This window comes from Brevundimonas sp. AC546, from assembly GCF_979258305.1.
This window is the reverse complement of sequence record NZ_OZ409849.1, coordinates 2,484,110-2,500,925: the sequence shown is the minus strand read 5'-3', so window position 1 is coordinate 2,500,925 and position 16,816 is coordinate 2,484,110. Positions and strand designations below refer to the sequence as shown.

Annotated in this window: 16 protein-coding genes; 9 read left to right on the top strand and 7 right to left on the bottom strand. The window is 66.7% G+C overall.

Features of this window, described 5'->3' with window-relative positions; genetic code table 11:
- Nucleotides 1–257: 257 nt before the first annotated feature.
- The 8 genes from rpsT to gyrB all read left to right on the top strand — a co-directional run bounded on the left by rpsT (nucleotide 258) and on the right by gyrB (nucleotide 8,460).
- The gene (gene rpsT, locus ACZZZD_RS12285; RefSeq protein WP_135194610.1) at nucleotides 258–527 is read left to right on the top strand and encodes a 30S ribosomal protein S20; all 270 of its coding nucleotides are present in this window, start codon (nucleotides 258–260) and stop codon (nucleotides 525–527) included.
- Between the two features lie 500 nt (nucleotides 528–1,027).
- Nucleotides 1,028–2,467, top strand: coding sequence for a chromosomal replication initiator protein DnaA (dnaA, locus tag ACZZZD_RS12280; RefSeq protein ID WP_463435396.1), 1,440 nt, complete (start codon nucleotides 1,028–1,030; stop codon nucleotides 2,465–2,467).
- A 108-nt stretch (nucleotides 2,468–2,575) separates the two neighbouring features.
- A complete protein-coding gene (gene dnaN, locus ACZZZD_RS12275; RefSeq protein ID WP_463435394.1) occupies nucleotides 2,576–3,694 on the top strand; it encodes a DNA polymerase III subunit beta in 1,119 nt (372 codons plus the stop codon).
- 68 nt (nucleotides 3,695–3,762) lie between these two features.
- Nucleotides 3,763–4,050: a GIY-YIG nuclease family protein gene (locus ACZZZD_RS12270; RefSeq protein ID WP_463435392.1), complete on the top strand. Its 288-nt coding sequence runs from the start codon at nucleotides 3,763–3,765 to the stop codon at nucleotides 4,048–4,050.
- Nucleotides 4,051–4,104: 54 nt separating this feature from the next.
- Nucleotides 4,105–5,253 (top strand): DNA replication/repair protein RecF, encoded by a 1,149-nt coding sequence (gene recF, locus ACZZZD_RS12265; RefSeq protein WP_463435390.1) that lies wholly within the window; start codon nucleotides 4,105–4,107, stop codon nucleotides 5,251–5,253.
- A gap of 45 nt (nucleotides 5,254–5,298) precedes the next feature.
- Complete coding sequence (locus ACZZZD_RS12260) at nucleotides 5,299–5,535, top strand: ribbon-helix-helix domain-containing protein (protein ID WP_463435388.1); 237 nt, start codon at nucleotides 5,299–5,301, stop codon at nucleotides 5,533–5,535.
- Complete coding sequence (locus ACZZZD_RS12255) at nucleotides 5,532–6,029, top strand: type II toxin-antitoxin system RelE/ParE family toxin (RefSeq protein WP_463435386.1); 498 nt, start codon at nucleotides 5,532–5,534, stop codon at nucleotides 6,027–6,029. Before ACZZZD_RS12260 ends, ACZZZD_RS12255 begins: the two co-directional genes overlap by 4 nt.
- 4 nt (nucleotides 6,030–6,033) lie before the next feature.
- Nucleotides 6,034–8,460, top strand: a complete 2,427-nt coding sequence (gene gyrB / locus ACZZZD_RS12250; protein ID WP_463435384.1) for a DNA topoisomerase (ATP-hydrolyzing) subunit B — start codon at nucleotides 6,034–6,036, stop codon at nucleotides 8,458–8,460.
- An 18-nt stretch (nucleotides 8,461–8,478) separates the two neighbouring features.
- On the opposite strand, the gene ACZZZD_RS12245 is transcribed toward gyrB, so the two are convergent.
- The 6 genes from ACZZZD_RS12245 to ACZZZD_RS12220 all read right to left on the bottom strand — a co-directional run bounded on the left by ACZZZD_RS12245 (nucleotide 8,479) and on the right by ACZZZD_RS12220 (nucleotide 14,526).
- Nucleotides 8,479–8,919, bottom strand: coding sequence for a hypothetical protein (locus ACZZZD_RS12245; protein WP_463435383.1), 441 nt, complete (start codon nucleotides 8,917–8,919; stop codon nucleotides 8,479–8,481).
- A gap of 87 nt (nucleotides 8,920–9,006) precedes the next feature.
- Complete coding sequence (locus ACZZZD_RS12240; protein ID WP_463435382.1) at nucleotides 9,007–9,399, bottom strand: hypothetical protein; 393 nt, start codon at nucleotides 9,397–9,399, stop codon at nucleotides 9,007–9,009.
- Nucleotides 9,400–9,425: 26 nt separating this feature from the next.
- Nucleotides 9,426–11,255 carry a tRNA (5-methylaminomethyl-2-thiouridine)(34)-methyltransferase MnmC2 gene (gene mnmC2 / locus ACZZZD_RS12235; protein WP_463435381.1) on the bottom strand — a complete coding sequence of 610 codons (1,830 nt, stop codon included), beginning with the start codon at nucleotides 11,253–11,255 and terminating at the stop codon, nucleotides 9,426–9,428.
- A gap of 83 nt (nucleotides 11,256–11,338) precedes the next feature.
- Nucleotides 11,339–11,644, bottom strand: coding sequence for a hypothetical protein (locus tag ACZZZD_RS12230; protein WP_463435379.1), 306 nt, complete (start codon nucleotides 11,642–11,644; stop codon nucleotides 11,339–11,341).
- Nucleotides 11,645–11,775: 131 nt separating this feature from the next.
- Nucleotides 11,776–12,642: a flagellar motor stator protein MotA gene (gene motA, locus ACZZZD_RS12225; protein WP_463435377.1), complete on the bottom strand. Its 867-nt coding sequence runs from the start codon at nucleotides 12,640–12,642 to the stop codon at nucleotides 11,776–11,778.
- Between the two features lie 84 nt (nucleotides 12,643–12,726).
- Entirely contained in the window at nucleotides 12,727–14,526 is a 1,800-nt protein-coding gene (locus ACZZZD_RS12220; protein ID WP_463435375.1) for a long-chain-acyl-CoA synthetase, read from the bottom strand.
- Between the two features lie 324 nt (nucleotides 14,527–14,850).
- On the opposite strand from ACZZZD_RS12220, the gene ACZZZD_RS12215 reads away from it, so the two are divergent.
- Nucleotides 14,851–15,441, top strand: coding sequence for a hypothetical protein (locus ACZZZD_RS12215; RefSeq protein WP_463435374.1), 591 nt, complete (start codon nucleotides 14,851–14,853; stop codon nucleotides 15,439–15,441).
- 43 nt (nucleotides 15,442–15,484) lie between these two features.
- Here the strand turns inward: ACZZZD_RS12215 and ACZZZD_RS12210 are convergent, their stop codons facing one another.
- The gene (locus tag ACZZZD_RS12210) at nucleotides 15,485–16,810 is read right to left on the bottom strand and encodes a PQQ-dependent sugar dehydrogenase (protein ID WP_463435372.1); all 1,326 of its coding nucleotides are present in this window, start codon (nucleotides 16,808–16,810) and stop codon (nucleotides 15,485–15,487) included.
- Nucleotides 16,811–16,816 lie beyond the last annotated feature (6 nt).

Genomic DNA, 16,816 nt, shown 5'->3' with positions numbered 1-16,816 from the left:
GCACCCTTTCAACACCGGCGAAAAAGCCGCGACGGAATGGGCGATCTGGCGCGTTGAAGCTGATCGTGGTGCGTCCGAAAAGCCGTCTACAAGACGCCGTCGACGATCACATCCAGGTTCGCCGTCGGCCAACCTGGGAGTCGATCAAAGAAGACTCCGCGTTGACCACCCCCGGGCTTTCGGCTATAGGCCCGCCCTCTTGAGATTTCCGCGCCGTGGACGTGTGCTCCGCGGCGTTTTCCGTTCGAAGGTTTGACATGGCCAACAACCCCGGCGCCCGCAAGGCGATCCGCAAGATCGAAGCGCGTACCGAAGTGAACAAGGCGCGCCGTTCGCGCGTCCGCACCTATCTGCGCAAGTTCCAGGAAGCTCTGGCCGGTGGCGACGCCGCCGTCGCCAAGACCGCTTTCGTCGAAGCTCAATCCGAGCTGATGCGCGCAGTCTCCAAGGGCGTCGTTCACAAGAACACCGGCTCGCGCAAGGTGTCGCGCCTGGCCGCCCAGCTGAAGAAGCTGTCGGCCGCCTGAGCCAGAATTAATCCAACAGCAGACGGAACAGCTGTCGCTGTTTCGTTGTGGGATTATGAAGCAATATCAACGCCGAAGGAGCGCATGCTCCTTCGGCGTTTTGCGTTGTGTCGCTAAGGTGCAATTTTGAAATCCGCGCTCGTCGAGCGGCAGGTCGCCAGAAATTCCAAGCAGGATCAGGGTTTGACGGAGTCAAACAATTTAACTGCGAATCGACCAACGAATCAGCGTTGACCCACCCGGCTCGCAGCGTAAGTTTTGGCCTCTAACGCACTTCCATCCCAGCACGGATGAAGACGGCGCGGGACTTAGTTTCGCGTTGGCGGGAGATGTCTGTCCAGAGGTTCGACCCCGTCCGAAAAGCATCGCTTTTCGGCGCAGGAGAAGTCGTCCCTGAACCATCGCCCTGAAGCTGCGGAAGGTCGGATTTGGTTTTGGACTGGGCGGGCAAGATGGTCGGGGGCGCAACGGCGATGGCGGGCGGAACGAATACGTCGGGAATGACGGACCCGGACCGCATCTGGAGCGAGGCCTCCGTGCGCCTGCGCGCCGAGATCGGCGACGGCCCCTTCTCGTCCTATATCGCCCCGTCGGCAGTCCGGCTGGACAACGCCGGCCATCTGATCCTGGTCACCCCTACCGCCTATGCCCGTGACTGGGTGCGCAAGAACGCCCTGCGCCGCATGAACGAGTTGTGGCTGGGCCTGGACGGCCTGTCGCGTCGCCTTGAGGTGCGTTGCCGCGCCGAGGTGGGATCGGCCCCGCCGGCCTCGGCCGTGCTGTCGGGAGCCGGGGCCGGCAATGTGCTTGACGCCGCCCCGCGCCTGGCCGCCTTCGCCTCGACGCCCCAGATGGCTCCCGCCGCCCCGATCAGCGCCGACGGCGCCCGCGCCGTGCGCGCCGCCGGCCTGCAGGACCGCCTGACCTTCGACAGCTTCGTGGAGGGTCAGGGCAACGCCTTCGCCCTGGCCATCGCCAAACAGGTCGCCAGCTGGGCCGACGGTCACTTCAACCCGGTCTTCTTCTGCGGCCCCTATGGCTACGGCAAGACCCACCTGCTGAACGCCATCGCCTGGGAAGCCCAACGCCTGCGGCCCGAGGCCAAGGTCGTCTATCTGACCGCCGAACGGTTCCTGTCCACCTTCGTCAAGGCGATGCAGGACCGCTCGACCGCCGCCTTCAAGGAAAGCCTGCGCTCGGCCGACATGCTGCTCCTGGACGACGTCCAGTTCGTGGGCGGCAAGACGAGCACCCAGGAAGAACTGCTCTCGACCCTGACCGCTCTGATCGAGGACGGCAAACGCATCGTCTTCTCGGCCGACCGCGCGCCGATGGCCCTGACCGAGGTCGAGCCGCGCCTGCGCAGCCACCTCGCCGCCGGCCTGACCTGCCCGGTCGAGGCGGGCGACCGCGAGCTGAAGATCGCCGTGGCCCAGAACCGTCTCAAGGCCCTGTCGGCCCTGGGCGTCGTCCAGGGCGAGGCCAATCCCGAGGTTCTGGCCCAGCTGGTGGACCGCACCCCCGGCTCGATGCGTGAGCTCGAGGGCGCCGTGAACACCCTGGCCGCCGCCGCCGGTTCGCGCCTGTCGGCCGTCTCGGTGGACGAGGCCTCGATCCTGCTGGGCGCCGCCCTGCGCGGCGGACCCGAGCGTCGCATCACCGTGGACGAGATCCAGAAGACGGTCGCCGACCACTTCAACATGAAACAGGCCGACCTGCTCAGCGAGCGGCGCACCCGTGCGGTGGCCCGCCCGCGCCAGATCGCCATGTATCTGTGCAAGCAGCATACGACGCGCTCCTATCCCGACATCGGCCGTCGTTTCGGCGGGCGCGACCACACCACGGTCCTGCACGGCGTGCGCAAGATCGAGGAGCTGATGCCGCAGGACGACCAGATCGCCCGCGACGTCGAGGCCCTGACGCGCAAGCTTCGCGGTTGAAGCTGTGGAGCAGCGGGACTGACCCGTTGCTCCCGCCGCGCAATCCGCTAGTGTCCAAGGTCACTTAACCGCGGCCATCTGCGAATCGGCCGCGCCGGGCGAGACGATATGCAGCTGACCATCGAACGATCCGCGCTCCTCAAGGCCCTGGGCCACGTGCAGAGCGTCGTCGAACGTCGAAACACCATTCCGATCCTGTCCAACGTCCTGCTGTCCGCAGGGCGCGACCGGCTGGCCTTCGCGGCCACCGATCTGGACATGGAGATGGTGGACGAGGCCGAGGCCCAGGTTCAGGTCGAGGGCCAGATCACGGCGCCCGCCCACACCCTGTACGAAATCGTGCGCAAGCTGCCGGAAGGCGCCGAGGTCTCGCTGCTCTATTCGGGCGACGATCCGCGCCTGGTCGTCTCGGCCGGTCGGTCGCGCTTCAACCTGCCGGTCCTGCCGGCGGGCGATTTCCCCGTCATGTCCACCGACAGCGCCGGCGCCTCCTATGTCATGCCCAAGGAAGACTTGGCCCGCCTGATCGACAAGACCCGGTTCGCCGTCTCGACCGAGGAAACCCGCTACTATCTGAACGGCCTTTATCTGCACACGGTGTCGGAGGCCGGCGCGCCCCTGCTGCGCGCCGTCGCCACCGACGGTCACCGCCTGGCCCTGGCTGAGACCCCGGCGCCCGAAGGCGCGGCCGGCGGCCCCGGCGTGATCGTGCCGCGCAAGACTGTGGATCAGGTCCGCCGCCTGCTGGACGATGCCGGCGGCCCGGTCGAGGTCACCGTCTCGGCCCAGAAGATCCGCTTCTCTATGGGCGAGGCGTCCCTGACGTCCAAGGTGATCGACGGCGCCTTCCCCGACTATCTGCGCGTCATTCCCAAGGGCAACGACAAACAGGCCGACATCGACAACGCCCTGTTCGCCAAGGCCGTCGATCGCGTCGCCACCATCTCGGCCGAAAAGAGCCGTTCGGTGAAACTGGCCTTCGACAACGACCGGGTGAAGCTGACCGTGCGCAACATGGAAGCCGGCCAGGCCGAGGAAGAGGTCGAGATCGGCTATTCCGACGAACCATTCGAAATCGGCTTCAACGCCCGCTACCTGCTGGACGTCGCCGGCCAGATCACCGGCGAAAACGCCGCCTTCCGCTTCGCCGACCCGGCCTCCCCCACCCTGGTCCTCGATCCGGCCGATCCGGGCGTTCAGTATGTGCTGATGCCGTTGCGGGTGTAGGCAAGGTTTTTCCGCTCATCCCGGCGAAAGCCGGGACCCAGTGCTTTCGTTTTTACCGGAGGCTGGCCTTGGCGTTCTTCACCTACATCATCGCCAGCCGCCGAAACGGCACGCTCTACGCCGGCTCGACCGACGATCTGATAAAGCGTGTGGCGGAGCACCGCGACAAGCTGCGTCCCGGCTTTACGAGCCGATATGGCATCGCGCTACTGGTCTGGTACGAAGTCCACGAAACGCGCGATGCGGCCTTCGTTCGCGAACGCCAGATCAAGGAATGGAAACGGGTCTGGAAGCTGGAGCTTATCGAGCGCAAGAACCCGGCATGGGCGGATCTGTTTCCAACATTGCTCGGTTAGATCGTGCCGAGCGAAAGCACTGGGTCCCGGCTTTCGCCGGGATGAGCGGATAGATTGAGCCTGATTTCCCTCACCCTCACCGACTTCCGCTCCTATGCGGGCGCACGGCTGGAGATGACCTCCGGGCCTGTGGTGCTGCATGGGCCGAACGGGGCGGGCAAGACCAATCTGCTGGAGGCGATCAGCCTGCTGACCCCAGGCAAGGGGCTGCGCAGCGCCACCGCCGCCGAGATGGGCCGGCGCGAGCCCGGCGAGGCGACCGGCCGCGCCTGGGCCGTCATGGTCGAACTGGACGACGAGACCCGTCTGGGCACCGGCGTCCAGACGGCAGGCGCGGCGCGGCGCATCGTGCGGATCGACGGCGAGACGGCGCAGCCGGGGCGGTTGCTCGACTATCTGCGCCCCGTCTGGGCCACGCCCGAGCAGGACCGGCTGTTTTCCGACGCGCGGGCCGAGCGGCTGAAATTCTTCGACCGGTTGGTCTTCGCCGCCGATCCCGATCACGCCGCCAGCGTCTCCATCTATGAAAAGGCCCTGCGCGAACGGCTGCGCCTGCTGAACGACGCCCAGGACGGACGTGAGGCCGACCCTGTCTGGCTGGATGCGCTGGAGCTTCGCCTGGGCGACGCCGGCGCCCGCGCCGCCATCGCCCGCGTCGCCGCCCTGCACGCGCTCCAGGCCGCCATCGACGCCCGCAGCGACCGCCCCTTCCCTCAGGCCGACCTGGGCCTGGACGGCCCCGCCGAACAGATGGCCGAGACGGGCGCGGAGGAAGACGAGATCGCCGCCGCCATCCGTGAAGGTCTGGCCAAGGCCCGCGCCCGCGACGGCGCCGCCGGCCGCTCGCTTTTCGGCCCACACCGCACCGACCTGACCGCGCTGCACCGCGAGAAACAGCGCCCCGCCGCCGAAGGGTCGTCGGGCGAGCAAAAGGCCCTGGTCCTGAACCTGATCCTGGCCCAGATCACCCGCCTGTCAGATCATGTCGGGACGGGGACCGTCGCCGGCGCCGCCCGCCCCGTCCTTCTGCTGGATGAAGCCCCCGCCCACCTTGACGAACGCCGCCGCGCCGCCCTGTTCGACGAGATCGTGGCCCTCGATCTCCAGGCCTTCATGACCGGCACCGAACGCGACCTGTTCGCGGGCCTGGAAGGCCGCGCCCAGTTCGTGCGCGTCGCCGGCGGCGCGCTGGAAAGCGACTAGATTGCCGACGGTTCGCCGTTCCGGTATCCTCGGCCCATGGCGACGATGACCCTTTCCCTGCCAGACTCATTGAAGGCCTTCATCGACGCTCAGGTCGCCGATCAAGGTCTGGCCGCCGACAGCGACTACGTCCTGGCTCTGGTGCGTCAGGAGCAGGATAAGAAGCGCATCCGCGACATGCTGATCGAAGGTCGAGACTCCGGGCCGGGAGAGACGGTCGATGCTGACTATTTCAAACGCCGCCTGGATCGCATCGAAACCGCTAGGCAGGGCCAGGGGTGAAGCCACGCGCGATCCGTTCATTGAGCAGCGCGGATCGCGATTTCGACCTCATCGTCGATCACTATGTCCACGAAGCAAGCTTCGACACGGCTACGCGTTTCGTCCACGCCTTGGATGCCGCCTACGTCGTGCTGACCGAAGCGCCTGACGCCGGATCGCCAGTTTTGGGCGGCGCCTCGGGCATCCCTGACCTTCGGACATGGACGTTGCGAGGCTTCCCCTACCTGATCTGTTACGTCCATTTGGACCATGAGATCGTGGTGTGGCGCATCCTTCATACACGGCGCGATCTGGTCGGAGCGTTTTCGGAACGTCGTTTCCGAACTGACGGAAATCCGCCGCCGTCAAACGGGTCGCTGAACCGCCGTTTCGCTCGCAATTCCCGTCAAATTTCCTATATGTTGCGGGCTTCGGCGCGGTGCGATCCCGTGGCCAATTCGAGCGCCGGGTTCGGCGCTCCATCCCCGTCCCGGTCGGGACTTCAGAGCCAATGACTTCATGACCGATCCGATTGCCGACATGCCCGAATACGGCGCCGATTCCATCAAGGTTCTCAAAGGCCTGGACGCCGTGCGCAAACGCCCCGGCATGTATATCGGCGACACTGACGACGGGTCCGGCCTGCACCACATGGTCTATGAGGTGGTGGACAACGCCATTGACGAGGCCCTGGCCGGCCACGCGGACCTGGTTCAGGTCATCCTGAACGCCGACGGCTCGGTCACCGTGACCGACAACGGCCGCGGCATTCCCACCGGCATCCACGAGGGCGAAGGCGTCTCGGCGGCCGAGGTCATCATGACTCAACTGCACGCGGGCGGTAAGTTCGACCAGAACTCCTACAAGGTCTCGGGCGGCCTGCACGGCGTGGGCGTGTCCGTGGTCAACGCCCTGTCCGACTGGCTGGAACTGAAGATCTACCGCGACGGCAAGGCGCACCAGATGCGGTTCGAGCGCGGCGACACGGTCAAGTCGCTGGAGATCACCGGCGTCGCCCCGATCCGCGAGGACACCGGCAAGCCGCTGAGCGGCACCGAGGTTACCTTCTTCCCGTCGCTGACGACCTTCAGCCACATCGACTTCGACCTGAAGACACTGGAACACCGGCTGCGCGAGCTGGCCTTCCTGAACTCGGGCGTGGTCATCAAGCTGGCCGACCAGCGTCACGCCGAGCCGGTCGAGATGATCCTGCACTACGAGGGCGGGGTCGAGGCCTTCGTGCGCCACCTCGACAAGTCCAAGACGCCGATCCTGAAGGACGTCATCGTCATTCGCGGCAAGAAGGAAGGGATCGAGCTGGATCTCGCCCTGTGGTGGAACGACAGCTATCACGAGACCATGCTGTGCTTCACCAACAACATCCCCCAGCGGGATGGAGGCACCCACCTGTCGGCCTTCCGCGCCAGCCTGACGCGCGTCATGGGCGGCTATATCGAGAGCTCGGGCGCCGGCAAGAAGGAGAAGGTCTCCGTTACCGGCGAGGACGCCCGCGAGGGCTTGACCTGCGTCCTGTCGGTCAAGGTGCCGGATCCCAAGTTCAGCAGCCAGACCAAGGACAAGCTGGTCTCGTCCGAAGTGCGCCCCGCCGTCGAGGCCCTGTGCTCAGAAGGCCTGGCCCAATGGTTCGAGGAACACCCGGTCGAGGCCAAACAGGTCGTCGCCAAGATCATCGAGGCGGCGTCCGCGCGTGAAGCCGCCCGCAAGGCCCGCGACCTGACCCGCCGCAAATCGGCGCTGGAGATTTCCAGCCTGCCGGGCAAGCTGGCCGACTGCCAGGAACGCGATCCCGCCAAGTCCGAACTGTTCATCGTCGAGGGCGATTCCGCCGGCGGTTCCGCCAAACAGGCGCGCAACCGCGAGAACCAGGCCGTCCTGCCCCTGCGCGGCAAGATCTTGAACGTCGAGCGTGCGCGCTTCGACCGGATGCTGAGCTCAGAACTGATCGGGACGCTGATCCTGGCGCTGGGCACCGGCATCGGCCGCGACGACTTCAACGCCGACAAGCTGCGCTATCACAAGATCATCCTGATGGCGGACGCCGACGTCGACGGCGCCCACATCCGCACCCTGCTGCTGACCTTCTTCTATCGTCAGATGCCCGAGCTGATCACGCGAGGCCACGTCTATATCGCCCAGCCGCCGCTCTATAAGGTCGCCAAGGGCAAGCAGAGCCGCTACCTCAAGGACCAGTCCGAGATGGACTCCTACCTGATCGAGGAAGGCTCCTCCGAGGCCGAGTTGGACATGTCCACCGGCGAGCGTCGCCTGGGTCTGGACCTGCAATCCCTGGTGCGCGAGGCCAAGGCCTTCAGCGCCAGCGTCGATCGCCTCAGCCAGCGCGCGCCCGCCTTCGCCATCGAACAGGCGGCCCTGGCCGGCCTGTTCGCCGAGAACTCGGACACGGCGACCGCATCGGCGGCAGCCGCCGTGCGCCTGAACCTCTATGCCGAAGAGGGCGACGGCGACTGGACGGGGGCGCCGGGCGAACAGGGCGCTGTCGTCTTCACCCGCACCCGCCGCGCGGTGCAGGAGACCATCGTGCTGGAAGAGACCCTGATCCGTTCGCTGGACGCGCGCCGTCTGGCCGAACGCGCCCAGGCGTTCGACGGCGTCTTCGTCGCCCCCGCCACCTATCGCCGCAAGGACAAGTCCACAACCATTCGCGGGCCGCTGGACCTGCTGAACGCGGTGCTGGACGCCGGCAAGAAGGGCCTGTCGATCCAGCGCTACAAGGGTCTGGGCGAGATGAACCCCGAGCAGCTGTGGGAGACGACGCTGGACGTCAACGCCCGCACCCTGCTGCAGGTCTCGGTCGAGCATGAGGAAGACGCCAACGACCTGTTCGCCAAACTGATGGGCGACGTGGTCGAACCGCGCCGCGAGTTCATTCAGGAAAACGCCCTGGACGCCGCCGTCGACGTCTGACGGCGACAGGGACGCGGCCTACTGGCCGCGTCCGCCGACGATAAAGGCCTGAATGGTCGGGAAGGCCGCGCCCTGGGGCCGCATATCTTCACAGGCGAAAGACTTGATCCCGCCGTAGATGCCGCCGCTGGGCGTCGCCTCCCACGGCGTATCTTCCGAATAGCGGTCGGTTTCGACGCCATCCGCCCCATAGGTCACGGTCGCGCCCGAGCGTGACTGGCCGTCCGAACACCGCACCATGACCTCTTCGGTCTCGTGGCTCAGATTGGTGGCGTCGCCGTGCGCCGGCACCCGCGCCATCCGCGTCGTGGCCACGTCGTCCACCGGCGTCAGGCCATCCAGATCGACGATATAGACGATGGCGTCGCTGCGCGAAAACGCGGCCCAGCTTTCCGCCGCCACGGGCGACGCCAGGCCGAACGTCGCCAGTATCGCTGCCAGACCGACTGTTCTGATCATTATCTTCCCTCCCCAGGCAAGACGATCATTTCATACCCGTGTGCGGAAGAATTCAATCTCCCTGACGGTCCAGCAACGGTTTTCCGATCAGGGGCGATCCCGCGACGGCAGGGCCGCAATCTCCTCGGCCGTCAACTTCTTGCTCACGTCGACTCGGCAAGGCACGACGCCGGTCGAAGCACTGGCCAACGTCGCTTGATCACCAACGCACAGGCGGCTTGAGCTGCCCACCGGATTAAGCGCAATCGAAAGCGAGTGGGTCATGTCACGGCAGGCGGCGGCATTGATCTGAAAAACGTCCGCGTTTGGTGCGCGAACATAAAGTGTCTGATCGTTCGGCACGGTAAAGTTGCGGGCCATACCAGGCCGGAAACACTGATTGGCCTCGATGCGGCCGGTCGATGAAGGCGCTCCTGCCGTGGAAGGGGAGAACGCCGCCAGCATCAAAAAGGCGGTCGAGCTCAAAATTAGACGTCGCATAGCTTTCTCCTGAAGGCAGCCCCAACTCAACCTTCACTTGCAATCGCTCGGTGTGCAAGGAAAACTTGAGCGACCGCCCGGTGCGGCGAAACGCGCGCCGCCAGATCGCGCGGCAAAGGCGACGGTCGGTTCAGGATCATGGCGGCGAGATGCTCCCCCAGCAGGGGCGCGACACAAAAGCCGCGCGAACCCAGGCCGCCCAGCAGATAGAGACCCTCGTCCAGAGCTCCAGCCAGGGGCAGACGATCCGGCGTGGTGGCGCGGATCGCGGCGCGGCTCTGCGCCTGTCCCGCCGCCTCGATCCTGTCGGCCAGACCCGGCAGGCGCGCCCGCAAGGTCGCCAGATTTCTCGCATTGTCGTCGTCACGCGGCGTCGTGTCGGTGTCGCCCCGGTCATGGGTCGCGCCATAGAGGACGCCCTGGCCGGTCGGGATCGCATAGCCGCCCCAGGCCATAGGATGGGTAACGACGTCGCCCTCCACCCAATCCGCCTGTCCCCGCACAGGTGACAGGCGCGGCGCCGGGTCATGCCCCTCCAGCAGGGACGCCGATCCCCAGCCGGCGGCGATCACCACCGCATCGACCTCGGCCAGCATCGCAGGCTCCTCGCCGATCAGACGCCAACGGCCTTCGGTCCGTTCCAGTTTCGTCACGCGCTCAAAGCGCATGTCCGCATCGCCCAGCCAGTCCGACAGTACGGCGGCGGGACGCACCGCACAGGCCCCCTTCATCGACAGACCGCCCTGCCCGGTCGCCTCGCCGGCCAGGGTCGCTGCGGCGCCTTCGTCCAGCACGACCATAGCGCCTTCGGCCCAGATCGGCTGGCCCGCGATCTTGTCGAACCGGGCCGTATCGCGCGGCGCCTGGGGCAGTTGCAGCACCCCATGGCCCGTCACGGCGTCCGGCGTCGCGGCATAGAGATGCCCCGCCCGTTCCAGCGCCTGGGCGTGCAGGGCGGCGATGCCGACGTCGCCCACATCCAGGCGCGGCGTGACCAGGGCCGCCGGAAAGCCCGATCCGCCCGCGCCCGGCCGTTCGGCCTCGAACACCACGGCCCTGACGCCCTGATCTCTCAATGCCCGCACCATCGACGCCCCCGCCACGCCGGCGCCGATCACGGCGATGGTGGGAACTGGCGCAGGCGCAAAGGCCGAGGGCAGATGCGCCTCCAGCCGCTCGCGCTTGCGGCCATGGCCGGGGCGTTTCTCGACCACGAACCCCTGCTCCGCCAGGCCACGCCGCACGGCGCCGGCGACGGTGAAGGTGGCCAGGCGCGCGCCGGGCGCCGACCGCGCGGCGATCAGCGCCATGACCTGTGGCGACCACATGCCGGGGTTCAGCGCCGGAGAGAAGCCGTCCAGGAACCAGGCATCGGCCGCGCCTGACCACTGCTCCAGCGCCCAGGCCGCATCCCCGACCGCCAGGTCCAGCACGGCGTCGAAGTCGGGCAGGTCCACACGGTGAAAACCCGGCGTCGCAGACGGCCAGTGTTCGATCAGCGCCTGCGTCGCCTCAGCCAACTCCGGCCAGGCGTCCAGCGCCCGCCCCGCCTCGGCCGCCGTCAGCGGAAAGCCCTCGATGGAGAAGATATGCAGCCGCCCGCCCTCGGGGCGGGTCCGCCGCCACAGGTCCAGCAGGGCGGCGATGTTCAGCCCCGTGCCGAACCCTAGCTCCGCCACCGTGAAACAGTCCCGTCCGGCCCAGGCGTCCGGCAGACCGCAGCCGTCCAGGAACACCGCCCGCGTCTCCGCCAGCCCGTCGTCGCGCGAGAAATAGACATCCCCGAACCGGCCCGAGCGCGGCTCGCCCTCTTCGGTCCAGGTCAGTTGCGGCGAGGCGTCGTCAGCGGAAATCATGGCCCGGCTCTAGCACCTTCGTCGCACAGACGAAAAAGGCCGCCCCGTTCGAGGCGGCCTGATCGATGGCTTGCCGCCATTCCCTAATGGGCGGCGGGCGCGTGCCGCGGTTCGGCCGGCGCGGCGGGGGACGGCGCCGCAGCGGAGGCGTCCGCGCCCTGCATCGTCGTTGCAGCCGGAGCGGCGGCGGTGTCGTTCAGGATGGCCTGGTTGGCGGCGGCCTCGGCGTCCTTGGCGGCCTGATCGACCGTCAGGGCCGCTTCCTCGGCGGTGCCGGCGGCTTCGACCGCATCGGTGGCGGGCGCCCCGGCTTTTTCTTCAGGCGCCTTGCTGCAAGCGGCCAGGACCAGGACCGCAGCCGATGCGGCGACGAGGGCTTTGATACGCATGAGGACTTCTCCGAAGGCTTGGCGGGCTGCGCGCCTCGCACCTGGACGATAAGGCCGCCTTGCGCGCCAGGGCAAGTTACGATCAGGCAAGGCGTGATCAGAGCGCTGTCACGCCGCAGCTTCCGCCGGACTTAGACGGCGGCGATACTGTTCAGCGCTTCTTCCATCTCGCCGAACGACGGCTGGGCGGACGAAGGAATGTCGCCCCGGCCGATCTCGACCGAGATCTGAGCGGCGTTGCCGTGCAGGTGGGCCACCAGCACCGACTGGATGATCTTATAATAGGCCGCTTCCTCATTGATGATCGCGGTCAGGCGTGCGGCGAACGGGCCGACCAGGCCATAGGCCAGGAACACGCCCATAAAGGTGCCGACCAGGGCGCCGCCGATCATGGTGCCGAGAACCTCGGGCGGCTCGGTGATCGAGCCCATGGTCTTGATGACGCCCAGCACGGCCGCGACGATGCCCAGTGCGGGCAGGCCGTCGGCCAGGGTCTGAAGCGCGTGCGCGTTTTCCAGGTGTTCGTGATGGTGCTTTTCGAGCTGCTTTTCCATCGCGTCCTCGACCTGGTGCGGATCCTCCAGGTTCATCGTCATCATCCGCAGGGTGTCGCAGATGAAGTCGACGGCGAAATGGTCCTTCAGCACCTTGGGGTACTTCTGAAAGATGGCCAATTCCTTGGGCTTTTCGATGTGGCTTTCCAGCGCCACCACGCCCTTGGACTTCATGGTCTTGGTCAACTGGAACAACAGCGACAACAGGTCCTTGTAGTCCTGCTTCTTCCACTTGGGTCCGGCGAAGCACTTGCCCAGCCCCCCCATGGACCCTTTGATCACGGTCATGGAGTTGGAGATCATGAAGGCCGCGATGCCTGCGCCGCCGATCGCCATCAGTTCGTGGGGCGCGGCGTGCAGGATCACTTCGAACTTGCCGCCGGATATGGCGTAGCTGCCGAAGACGAGGCCGAACAGCAGCACGATGCCGATGATCTGGAACATGAAAGCGAACGATCCTGACGCGAGAGATCGGGATCATCGCCGTTAATCATTAAGACGGCGTTTCGCGAACGCCGTCTCCTGACCTCAGATGCGGCCTTCGCCGTTCAGGATCGCGGTGCGCGCCGCCGCCGTCAGCTTCTGATACCCGGCCTTGCCGCCGCGCACGTAAAGCGCCGTGCCGGTCTTTTCGGGATCGAAGCCGTCCGCGACCAGATCGGCCTTGCGATACTTGAACGTGCCGGTCGTTTCCGCCGACTTGATCAACCGCAGGAACACAGGCTGGGCATAGGCCGGCAGCTTGGCCTCGACGTGGTCGGAGAAGGCCTGAGCGTCGAACTTGCCCTCGACCACCAGCGCCGCCATGCCCGCCTTGCCGTCCTGGGCCGGGACCGGGACGCCGTAGACGATGGCCTCGGCCACGCCCGGCGCATCCATCAGCACCTGTTCGACCTCCGAGGTCGAGACGTTCTCGCCCTTCCAGCGGAAGGTGTCGCCCATCCGGTCCACGAAGTAGAAATAGCCCTCGGCGTCCTGTTTCATCAGGTCGCCGGTGCGGAACCAGCGGTCGCCCTTCTTGAACACGTCGGTCAGGATCTTCTTCTGCGAAGCGGCCTTGTCGGCATAGCCCGAGAAGTCGTGGCGGATGTCGTTGCCGATCAGGCCGATGGCCTCGCCCACCTCGCCGACACGCGCCAGGCGGCACAGGCCGTCGGAACCACGGATCGGCTGTTCGGTATCCACGTCGAACTCGACCAAGCGAATATTGATCTGCGACTTCAGGAAACCGGGCACGCGGCCGATGGCGCCCTGTTTGCCGTCGAAGTTGAACAGCGAGACATTGCCCTCGGTGGAGCCGTAGAATTCCAGGATCTCGGGGATGCGGAACCGGCTCTGGAAGTCGGGCCAGACATCGGCGCGTAGGCCGTTGCCGAACGCTAGTCGCAGCTTGTGCTTGGTCTCGTCCTCGTGCGGCGGACAGTTGACCAGATAGCGGCACAGCTCGCCGATATAGACGAACATGGTCGCGCCCGACGACCGCACGTCAGGCCAGAAGGTGCTGGCCGAGAACTTCTTGCGGATCACCAGCCGCGCGCCGTTCAACAACGCCGCGCCCACCCCGACCAGACCGCCGGTCGAGTGATACAAGGGCAGGACGTTGAAGATCCGATCCTCGGGCGTCGACCGCGTGGCGCCGGCGAAGGCGCGCATATAGGTCCGGGCGCGCGAATGTGGGATGCGCGCCGCCTTGGGCAGGCCGGTCGTGCCGGAGGTGTAGATATAAAGGGCGGTGTCGCGGTTGGTCAGACCCTCGCGCGCCGACTTGGACGGCCGCACCGACGAGCCGCCGCGCACGGGCTTGTCCAGGCCGCGACGGTCGCTGGTCTCCAGATCGTCGGGCAGGCCCAGCACCCAGAGCGCCAGATTGTGATCGACCAGAGGCCGCGCCTCCTCGATCTGGCGCCAGCAGTCCTCGTCGGCGACGACGTTGAAGGCGTTCGAGATGGCCAGACAGTGCGCCAGCCCCTGCCCGTTCAGATTGGTGTTGATCAGGGCCGTGGCGATGCCGACCTTGGAGAAACCGATCCAGGCCGCCAGATATTCGATCCGGTTCGTCATCATCAGGGCGATGGTGTCGCTGCGACGCAGGCCCCGGTTCTTGGCCCAGTGGGCGAAGCGGTTCGCCATGGCGTCCAGGTCGCGATAGGTCACGGTGCGCTGGCCGTCGTCGATGGCGATATTGTCGGCGAACTTGTCCACCGCCTCTTCGAGGTCGTCGCAAAGCAGGACATCGCTGTCCAGCTCGATCGGCTTGATGCGCTTGAGCAGGCGGAACAGGCCGCGCGAGAACCGGACGTCCCGACGGATATTGGCTACAAAACCCATGCGCGCCGTACTCCGGTCATTGCGTGTTCCACCCGGTCCGGTGATGGACGAAGGGGGGCCGTCGGGTCAACCACGCGGTCCGCTATCCCGTGCGAACGCGGCGGATTGGCGCCAGCCGTGACCCATTTGTTCTGTTGACGCCGGGGAAATCCAGAGGCGGCGCCTGCTTTTTATTGCCGCATTCCACGCCGATCCGGCCGCAAAGGGCGCGGTTGTCGCCGCATTCCGGGCGAGAAGGGTGTTTCTTCGGGGCTTTTGCGCCGCCGGCGGAACGACGTTGCGAGACGGCGGGTTGGTTGATCAACGTTATGGAGGACAGAAACAATGTCGATGACCTACGCCAACGCCGAGACCGAAGCCCGCACCGAGGACACCGCCTTCGTGCCGCGCTACGCCCGCAACACCAAAGCCAAAAAGTCGGTGAAGACCTGGATGATCCTGGCCCCGATCGGCGCCGTCGTGCTGCTGGGCAGTGGCGTCGCCATGGTTATGGGCGGCGGTGAACAGACCGCTCCCGCGCCGGCCGCCGAGGCTGCGGCCCCTGCGATGCAGACCGCGCCCGCCGCAATGACCGCCGCCGAAACGCCCGTGATGGCGGCCGCTTCGATGGAGGCCGCTCCGGCCCCGACCGCCGCGCCGACGCCGACTGCGCCCGCTCCCGTCGCTCGTCGTGCTGAACCTCGCGCCGAGCCGGTCGCCCGTCGCGCCGCCCCGGCTGCTGAACGCCCGGCCGCCGCTCGCGTCGAGACGCCGGCTGTCCCGACCGGTCCTCAGCCCTATGCGGCCCCAGCCAGCCCTACGGCCAGCACCAGCCAGCTAAACGCCGCGCCTGCTGCGGCCCCAGCGCCGGCTCCGGTCGTGACCACGCAGGTCCAGCCGACGGCCCCGTCGATTTCGGTTCAACCGCTGAACTGATCGTCGTCAAATGAGAAAGGCCCCGGCTCCGGCCGGGGCTTTTTTATGCGCCCGCCGTCACGCGCCAGATCACATTGCCCACGTCGTCCGCGACCAGCAGCGCGCCCAGCCGGTCGATCTGAACCCCGACCGGCCGCCCCTGGGCCTGACCTTGGGCGTTCAGGAAACCGGTCAGCACATCCTGCGGAGGGCCGGCCGGGCGACCGTCCACGAACGGCACGAAGATCACCTTGTAGCCGTTGCGTACGCTGCGGTTCCACGAGCCGTGCTGACCCACGAAGGCCCCGCTCCGAAAAGCGGGCGGCAACAACATCGCTCCCTCGCCGAACGTCAGCCCCAGAGACGCAGTATGGGCACCTAGCGCATAGTCGGGCCGGATTGCCCGCGAGACCATGGCCGGATTGGCAGGCGGCCGCGCATCGACGTGTTGGCCGTAATAGCTCCACGGCCAACCATAGAAGGCGCCGGGCGTCACCGAGGTCATGTAGTCGGGCACCAGATCGTCGCCGATCTCGTCGCGTTCGTTGACCGCCACCCACAGCTTCCCGCTCTGCGGGTTCCAGTCCATACCCACCGGATTGCGCAGGCCCGAGGCATAGACCCGCCGCGTCCCCGTCGCCGGATCGATCTCCAGAATGGCGGCGCGGTCCACCTCTTCGTCCAGGCCGTTCTCGCCGACGTTCGAGTTGGACCCGATCCCGACATAAAGCCGGCTTCCGTCAGGGCTGGCGACCAGACTCTTGGTCCAGTGGTGATTGCGACCGGCGGGCAGGTCCACGACCCTGGTCGCGACGGCATCGATCCGCGTCTGTCCCGTCCGATAGGGGAAGACCACCAGCGCATCGGCGTTGGCCACATAGAGGCGCTCCCCCACCAGGGCCATGCCGAACGGCGAGGTCAGGCCGGTCAGGAAATCCGTCTTCGTCTCGGCGACCCCATCGCCGTCGGCATCGCGCAACAGTACGATCTTGTTCGGACTGGGCACGCCCGCGCCGGCTCTGGCCATGACCTTGCCCATCACCCAGTCGCGTATTCCACCCTTCTTGTCTTCGGGCGGAGGCGGCGCATTGGTTTCCGCCACCAGAATGTCGCCATTGGGCAACCGATAGAGCCAGCGCGGGTGGTTCAGACCCGTCGCGAACGCCTGCACCCGCAACCCCGCCGCCGCCACAGGCGTCGCGCCCTGGGGCCAACTGGTCGCTGGGGCGATCTTCACGGTCGGGAGCAACCCCTGGCGCGGCGCTGGCAGTTGCGGGTTGGCGCCGAACCCCGCCTCCGACGGCAGCGCCGTTTGCCCGGCACAGGCCGCCAGTCCCATCACGGACGCAACGACGGTCGAGAGGAGCAAAGTCTTCGACGTGGCGGACATGATCGT